The following is a 7,599-nucleotide window of genomic DNA, read 5'->3' on the forward strand; positions in this document are numbered from 1 at the left end:
GCTACCCCTCTCCCCCGCCCTCCCCCACAAGGGGGGAGGGAGCGCAGTGGAAGTTGCCGCAACAGCGTCAATCACACGCACATTCATATGCTCAGTTCGCCCCTTCCCGCAGCTTGAAGCGCTGGATCTTCCCCGTCGCCGTCTTGGGCAAGGACTCCACCACGTCGATCCAGCGCGGATATTTCCACGGGCCGATCTTCTGCTTGACGTGCTCCTTCAACATTTCCTGAAGGTCGCTCGTCGTTGCGCCCGGCCGCAGCACGACGAAGGCCTTTGGTTTCAGCAACCCTTCCGGATCGGCCTTGGGCACGACGGCGGCTTCCAGCACGGCCGGATGCGTGATCAGCGCACTCTCGACCTCGAACGGCGAAACCCAGATGCCGGAGACCTTGAACATGTCGTCGGCGCGGCCGCAGAAGGTGTAACGACCTTCGGCGTCGCGGACATATTTGTCGCCGGTACGGGTCCACGGGCCTTCAAAAGTGCGACGGCTCTTGTGCCGCTGGTTCCAGTAGCCCTCGCCGGCCGAGGGCGCATCGACCAGGAGCTCGCCAACCTCGCCGTCGGCGACGTCCTGGCCGGCCTCGTTGACGAGCCGCACCGCATAGCCCGGCACCGGCTTGCCGGAGGAACCGTATTTGATGTCGCCGGGCGCGTTCGACAGGAAGATGTGCAAGAGTTCGGTCGAGCCGACGCCGTCGAGGATGTCGACGCCGAACCGCGCTTTCCAGCTGTTGCCGACGGATTCCGGCAGCGCCTCGCCGGCCGAGGTGCAGATGCGCAGAGCCTTGCCGCCGCGCTCGGCCTTCATCGTCTCGTCGTTGAGCATCGCCGCGAACAGCGTCGGCACGCCGTAGAAGATCGAGGGATTGTAGCGGTTCATCAGGTCGAACATGCGCGCCGGCGTCGGGCGCTCGCTGTTGAGGAGCACGGTGGCGCCGACCGACATCGGGAAGGTCAGCGCATTGCCGAGCCCATAGGCGAAGAACAGCTTGGCGGCGGAGAGGCAGACGTCGTTCTCGCGGATGCCGAGCACCTGCTTTGCGTAGGTGTCGGCGGTTGCCTGCAAATTGGAATGGATATGGCGCACGCCCTTGGGCATGCCGGTCGAGCCCGACGAATACAGCCAGAACGCCGGCTCATCCGGATGCGTCGCGGCGGTCGTGAACTGATCGCTCTCGCCCGAGAGCTCCTCAACGAGCTGCTTGTGGCCGTTCTGCTTGGCGCCGGACACCACGACATGCTCGAGATCGGGCATGCGGCCGACCACGTCCTTGATGACGGGATAGAGCGCTTCGGAGACGAACAGCACCCGCGCGCGGCAGTCGGCGAGGATGTAGGCGTATTGGTCCGCGGTCAGCAGCGTGTTGAGCGGCACCGGCACGATGCCGGCGCGGATCGCGCCCAGGAACACGATTGGGAAATCGACCGTATCGAGCATGATCATTGCCACGCGCTCTTCGCGGCGGACGCCGAGCCGGCGCAGCATGTTGGCGGCGCGGCGGGTCTGTTGCTGGAGCTCGCCATAGGTGAGCCGCGAGACGGTGTCGTCGAAGACGAGCTTGCCTCCCCTGCCCTCCTCGACGTTCCGGTCGAGCAGCCAGGTCACCGCGTTATAGGATCCCTCGCTCACGGACTTCTCCCCTGAATTTAGAATTATAATTCATAGAAAGACACTGCGGCGGCTTGCTGTCAATGCTAGCAGGCATTATGTTTCATTAAAATGCGCCGCAGGACCTCCGCTAAAGAAGGCATATGACCGACAGTCCCGACGCCGAATCCCATTTCCTCGAACAGCTCGGCCAGCGCGTGCGCACGATGCGCGCGCTGCGCGGCATGTCGCGCAAGGTGCTCGCCAAGGTATCAGGAATCTCGGAGCGCTACATCGCGCAGCTCGAGAGCGGCAAGGGCAACGTGTCCATCGTGCTCTTGCGCCGCGTCTCCGACGCGATGGGCGCGCATCTCGAAGACCTGCTTCCCTCCGCTGATCCGACGCCGGACTGGCAGATGTTTCGCGACCTCCTGCGCAAGGCGACGCCAAGCCAGATTGCGCAGGCCAAGGAGCTGCTCGCCGGCGGCAGCGCATCCGCAGCCAGACGCGCGCCGTTCTGCGGCATCGCACTGATCGGCCTGCGTGGCGCCGGCAAATCCACGCTTGGGCGGATGCTGGCGAAGAAGGTCGGCTGGAGTTTTGTCGAGCTCAACAAGGAGGTCGAGCAGCAGAACGGCCTCTCCGTCGCCGAGATCATCGCGCTTTACGGCCAGGAAGGCTTTCGCCGCATGGAGCAGGCGGCGCTGCAACAGCTTCTCGCGCGCAACGAACTCATGGTGCTGGCAACCGGCGGCGGCATCGTCTCGGAGCCTTTGACGTTCGACCAGATCCTGACCTCGTTCTACACGATCTGGCTGAAGGCCGAGCCGGAAGAGCACATGGCCCGCGTCCGCCGCCAGGGCGATCTGCGACCGATGGCCGACGACCGCTCGGCCATGGCGGAGCTGCGTAACATTTTGCTCAGCCGTGAGCCGCTGTATTCGCGCGCGACAGCGGTGGTGGATACCGCGGGACTCAGCGTCGACGCCGCGGCCGCGCGGCTGATCGATGCGGTGCGGCCGGTGCTGCAGAACGAAGCCCGCAGCTTCGGTCTGCGCAGCGTGGCGCTGTAGAGATGACCGATAGCGACGTCACCACCTCCATGTTCGAGCGGATCGGCGGCAGTGCCACGATCGACCTTCTGGTCGATCGCTTCTACGACCGCATGGACACGCTGCCGGAGGCGCAGATCATCCGCGCAATGCATGCGGACGATCTCGGCCTGATCCGGGATGTCTTGAAGCGCTATCTCACCGAATGGACCGGCGGCCCAAAACTCTATTCGGTCGAGAAAGGTCATCCGCGACTGCGCCAGCGCCACATCGGCTTTGCCATCGGCGATGCCGAGCGCGATGCGTGGATGTCCTGCATACGCGGCGCGCTGGAGGAGACGGTGACGGATGGCGCCGCGCGGCAGGATCTCGACAAGGCGCTGTCGGGTCTCGCCGATTGGATGCGCAACCGGTAGCGGCGCCTTCGACGCGTAGCCCGGATGAGTGAAGCGACATCCGGGAATCTTCACGACGACTTCCCCGGGTATCGCTGCGCTCACCCGGGCTACAATACGTCCGACTCGGCTAGATCGACCAGTAATTCGGATGCTGGTAGGGCCGCGAGCGGTCGCCCCAGTCGAACTCATCGCCATCGAATTCGCAGGGACCGCTGCTCAATTGTTCCGGCGTCAATTCGACCTGGAAGGCCTGACGTCCCGGATCATATTTCAACGCGGTCCACTGCACGGGATAATGGTGATGTGTCCCGAGCAGCCTGCCGGTCTTGATCACGGCGTAAGCGACCGTTCCACTGACCTTGTCGAGCATCAATCGTTCGATCGTGCCGAGCTTCGTGCCGTCGCCACCATAGACGGCGACGCGCTCGACGCGATCACTGGGAACCATGGTGTGTTGCATGGCGTGCTCCCTGGGTTCTTGCGTTGCGGACATTATAGTCCTGTAGCCCGGATGAGCGAAGCGACATCCGGGGTCTTGCGATGCTCCCCCCCGGCTATCGCTGCGCTCACCCGGGCGACCGCTAGAGCAGCTGCGAACGCACGGACCCCGCGCCTTCCCGCAACAGCGGCAGGAAGCGGCCGATCAGTTCCTGCGCCGGCACGCGATCGACATGGGCGCCCATGTTGATGGCAGCGACGATGACGCCGTCGTAGCGGTGGACGGGAACCGAGATCGAGCGGAAATGCGGCTCGGCCTCGCGGTCGACCAGAGCATAGCCCTGCGCGCGGTCGGCGATGATGCGCGCGAGCAGCGCCTTGGGGTCGGTGACCGTCTGCGGCGTGAGCGCCTCGCGCGCCATCGCCTTCAGGCGCGCGGCGAGATCGGCATCATCGAGCTGGCCGAGCATGGCGCGGCCGACGGAGGTGCAGAAGGCCGGCAGGCGGTAGCCGATTTCGAGGCCGCCCGAGAACATCCGCGCCGGACTGCTGCGCGCGACGAACACGACGTCGTCGCCATCAAGCACCGCGAGCGACGATATTTCGTTTGCCGCCGTCGCGACCCGGTCGAGTACCGGTTGCAGCACCGTGACGAGCTGGTTGGACCGCAGGTAGGACGCAGCCAGCGTCAGCACATGCGGCGTCAGCGAGAACAGTTTTCCGTCGCCGGAGACAAAACCGCCGCGCTGGAGCGTGAACAACATGCGGCGCGCGGTGGCGCGCGGCAGCTCCGCGGCGCGGGCGAGATCGCTTAGGGTCATCGGACCGGCCGTCGTGCCAAAGCATTGCAGCAGGCGCAGGCCACGATCGAGGGCCTCGACGAAATCCGTCGCGCGCTCGTCGGTCTCGCTTCGCTTCAGCTTGGGCATGGTGACGGGACAATCCTGCAAAATAGTGCTTGCTGCCGATCCAAGGCATGTCATAATTCGCACATTCGTTCAATAGGCGAACAAGCGCTACTCCACAAAGGGATGCGACTGCCATGATGAGCCAGGAGCAGAACGACCTGATCACCCGCACCGGACCTAGGGATCCCTGCGGAAAGCTGATGCGGAGCTATTGGCAGCCGGCGGCGCTGGTGGACGAACTCGAAGGCGCGCGGCCGATCCGCCCTGTCAAACTGCTGGGCGAAAACCTGGTGCTGTTTCGCGACGAGACCGGGCGCTGCGGCCTGATCGACCGCCATTGCGCCCATCGCGGCGCCGACCTCGCTTTCGGACGGCTCGAACATGGCGGGCTGCGCTGCGCCTTCCACGGCTGGCTGTTCGACGCCACCGGCCAGTGCATCGAGACGCCGGCCGAGCCGAAGGATTCGAAACTTTGCCAGAACATCCGCCAGCGCTCTTATCCCGTGGTGGAGAAGAGCGGCATCCTCTGGGCCTATCTCGGCGAAGGCGAACCGCCGGCATTTCCGGAGCTCGACTGCTTCGTCGCCCCCGGCACGCACACCTTCGCCTTCAAGGGCCACATGGCCTGCAACTGGCTTCAGGCGCTGGAAGTCGGCATCGATCCCGCGCACGCCTCCTACCTGCACCGCTTCTTCGAGGACGAGGACACGTCCACCGCCTACGGCAAGCAGTTCCGTGGCGCTTCGGCCGGCTCGGACCTGCCGATGACGAAAATCCTGCGCGAATACGACCGCCCGATCATCAATGTCGAGCACACCGAATACGGCCTGCGGCTGATCGCGCTGCGCGAGATCGACGAGGAGCGCACCCATGTGCGCGTCACCAACCAGCTCTTCCCGCACGGCTTCGTCATCCCCATGAGCACGGAGATGACGATCACCCAGTGGCACGTGCCGGTCGACGACGAGAACTGCTACTGGTACGCGATCTTCACCAGCTATACCAACCCGGTCGACAAGCAGAAGATGCGCGACCAGCGGCTCGAGCTCTATGAGCTGCCGGATTACAAATCGCGCAAGAACCGCAGCAACGACTACGGCTTCGATCCGCACGAGCAGCAGACCGCGACCTATACCGGCATGGGCAGCGACATCAACGTCCACGACCAGTGGGCGGTGGAATCGATGGGCGCGATCCAGGATCGCACCAAGGAGCATCTCGGATCGAGCGACAAGGCCATCGTGCAATACCGCCGCCTGCTGCGGCAGGAAATCGAGAAGGTCCAGGGCGGCGAGAAGCCGATGCTGTTTCTGGACGAGAGCAGAGCACGCAGCATCCAGGGACCGGCCACCATGGACGGCATCGGGCCGACCCAGGGGTGGGAGCTCTACTGGATGGAGGTCGACGTCAAGCGCCGCCGCGGCGCACCTTGGGCCGCACCGGTGCCGAAGGAGATCGCGGACAACGTACACCGGCTGACGGCGGCGGAGTGACGTGCGTGCACGGACCCCGTAGGGTGGGCAAAGGCGCAAAGCGCCGTGCCCACCATGTTTCCGTGAGGACGATAGACACGGTGGGCACGCTACGCTTTGCCCACCCTACGGCAGTTGAGGGAGTGATGAAGTGACTTTCGTCGCGCGTCATGCGCTGTGGTCGGATGAGCAGAAGGACGCCGCGGCGCGCATGCGCCGCATCGTCGAGGACAAGAACCTCGAAGTCATCCGCCTCGCCTTTCCCGACCAGCACGGCATCTTGCGCGGCAAGACCATCATCGCTAGCGAGGCGATCGCCTCGCTGGAGAGCGGCTGCTCCATCACCACCACCATGCTCGCCAAGGACACCTCGCACCGCACGGTGTTTCCGGTGTTCACGTCAGGCGGCGGCTTCGGCATGAAGGAGATGGAGGGCGCGGCCGACGTGTTGATGGTCGCCGACCCCACCTCATTCCGCATATTGCCGTGGGCGCCGGCCACGGGCTGGGTGCTGTGCGATCTCTATTTCAATGACGGTCGCCCCGTGCCCTTCGCGACGCGCGGGCTCTATCGCAAGGTGCTCGACGAGCTCGGCAGCCGCGGGCACGATTTCGTCGCAGGGCTCGAGGTCGAATTCCATATCTTCAAGCTCGACGACGCGCATATGCGCCCCGAGGATGCCGGCCAGCCCGGCACGCCGCCGTCAGTGAGCCTGCTCAGCCACGGCTATCAATATCTCACCGAGCAGCGCTTCGATCAGATGGAGCCGGTGCTGGAGATTCTCCGTCGCGACATCGTCGCGCTCGGACTGCCCTTGCGCTCGGTCGAGGTCGAGTTCGGGCCGAGCCAGTGCGAATTCACCTTCGCGCCGAAGAAGGGCCTCGAGCCCGCCGACAACATGGTGCTGTTCCGCTCCGCCGTGAAGCAGATCGCGCGCCGGCACGGCTATCACGCCACCTTCATGTGCCGGCCGAAGCTGCCGAATGTGTTCGCGAGCGGCTGGCATCTGCATCAGTCGGTCGTCTCGCGCGCGAGCGGCGAGAACCTGTTCATGACGAAGGAAGGCGGCGAGCCGCTCAGCGCGTTCGGCCGCGGCTATCTCGCCGGCCTGCTCGACCATGCCCGCGCCTCGACCGTGTTCACCACGCCGACCATCAACGGCTACAAGCGCTACCGTTCCTATTCGCTGGCGCCGGATCGTGCGATCTGGGGCCGCGACAATCGCGGGGTGATGATCCGCGTGCTCGGCGGCGCAGGCGATGCCGCCACGCGCCTGGAAAACCGCATCGGCGAGCCCGCCGCCAATCCCTATCTCTACATGGCTTCGCAGATTCTCTCGGGCCTCGACGGCGTCGACCGCAAGCTCGATCCCGGCCCGTCCGCCGACACACCCTACGAGACCAAGGCGCCGCTGCTGCCCAAATCGCTACGCGATGCGGTCGCCGCGCTGAAGGATGATCCGTTCTTCCGCGAGAAGCTCGGGCCCGAGTTCGTCGACTACTACACCCACATCAAGAACGCCGAGATCGACCGGTTCTTGAGCGAGGTGACGGATTGGGAACACCGCGAGTATTTCGAGGTGTTTTGAGCGCCGCACACGCCGGCGTCGTCCCGGCCTAGGACCGATCGACATTCATTGCATCCAGATCATTGCGGCTGCGAGATGGATGAAGCCGGTAAAGTTGGCGGTTCGCCTGTCATAGCGGGTTGCCAAGCGTCGGAAGTGTTTGAGCTGGCAGA

Annotated in this window: 7 protein-coding genes; 4 read left to right on the plus strand and 3 right to left on the minus strand. The window is 64.7% G+C overall.

Features of this window, described 5'->3' with window-relative positions; translation table 11 throughout:
• Nucleotides 1–91: 91 nt before the first annotated feature.
• Complete coding sequence (locus RAD15_RS41710) at nucleotides 92–1,633, minus strand: benzoate-CoA ligase family protein (protein WP_458184519.1); 1,542 nt, start codon at nucleotides 1,631–1,633, stop codon at nucleotides 92–94.
• Nucleotides 1,634–1,755: 122 nt separating this feature from the next.
• Between RAD15_RS41710 and RAD15_RS41715 the strand changes: the two genes are divergently transcribed.
• Entirely contained in the window at nucleotides 1,756–2,664 is a 909-nt protein-coding gene (locus RAD15_RS41715) for a helix-turn-helix transcriptional regulator (protein ID WP_458184520.1), read from the plus strand.
• A gap of 2 nt (nucleotides 2,665–2,666) precedes the next feature.
• The gene (locus RAD15_RS41720; protein WP_458184521.1) at nucleotides 2,667–3,059 is read left to right on the plus strand and encodes a group II truncated hemoglobin; all 393 of its coding nucleotides are present in this window, start codon (nucleotides 2,667–2,669) and stop codon (nucleotides 3,057–3,059) included.
• A 109-nt stretch (nucleotides 3,060–3,168) separates the two neighbouring features.
• Here the strand turns inward: RAD15_RS41720 and RAD15_RS41725 are convergent, their stop codons facing one another.
• Nucleotides 3,169–3,501: a PRC-barrel domain-containing protein gene (locus RAD15_RS41725; protein WP_458184522.1), complete on the minus strand. Its 333-nt coding sequence runs from the start codon at nucleotides 3,499–3,501 to the stop codon at nucleotides 3,169–3,171.
• 121 nt (nucleotides 3,502–3,622) lie between these two features.
• A complete protein-coding gene (locus RAD15_RS41730; RefSeq protein ID WP_458184523.1) occupies nucleotides 3,623–4,408 on the minus strand; it encodes an IclR family transcriptional regulator domain-containing protein in 786 nt (261 codons plus the stop codon).
• A 113-nt stretch (nucleotides 4,409–4,521) separates the two neighbouring features.
• On the opposite strand from RAD15_RS41730, the gene RAD15_RS41735 reads away from it, so the two are divergent.
• Both RAD15_RS41735 and RAD15_RS41740 read left to right on the plus strand, forming a co-directional pair.
• Complete coding sequence (locus RAD15_RS41735; RefSeq protein WP_458184524.1) at nucleotides 4,522–5,880, plus strand: aromatic ring-hydroxylating dioxygenase subunit alpha; 1,359 nt, start codon at nucleotides 4,522–4,524, stop codon at nucleotides 5,878–5,880.
• Between the two features lie 130 nt (nucleotides 5,881–6,010).
• On the plus strand, nucleotides 6,011–7,447 hold the full coding sequence (locus RAD15_RS41740; RefSeq protein ID WP_458184525.1) for a glutamine synthetase family protein: 1,437 nt from the start codon (nucleotides 6,011–6,013) through the stop codon (nucleotides 7,445–7,447).
• Nucleotides 7,448–7,599 lie beyond the last annotated feature (152 nt).

It is taken from the genome of Bradyrhizobium sp. 14AA, assembly GCF_054185205.1.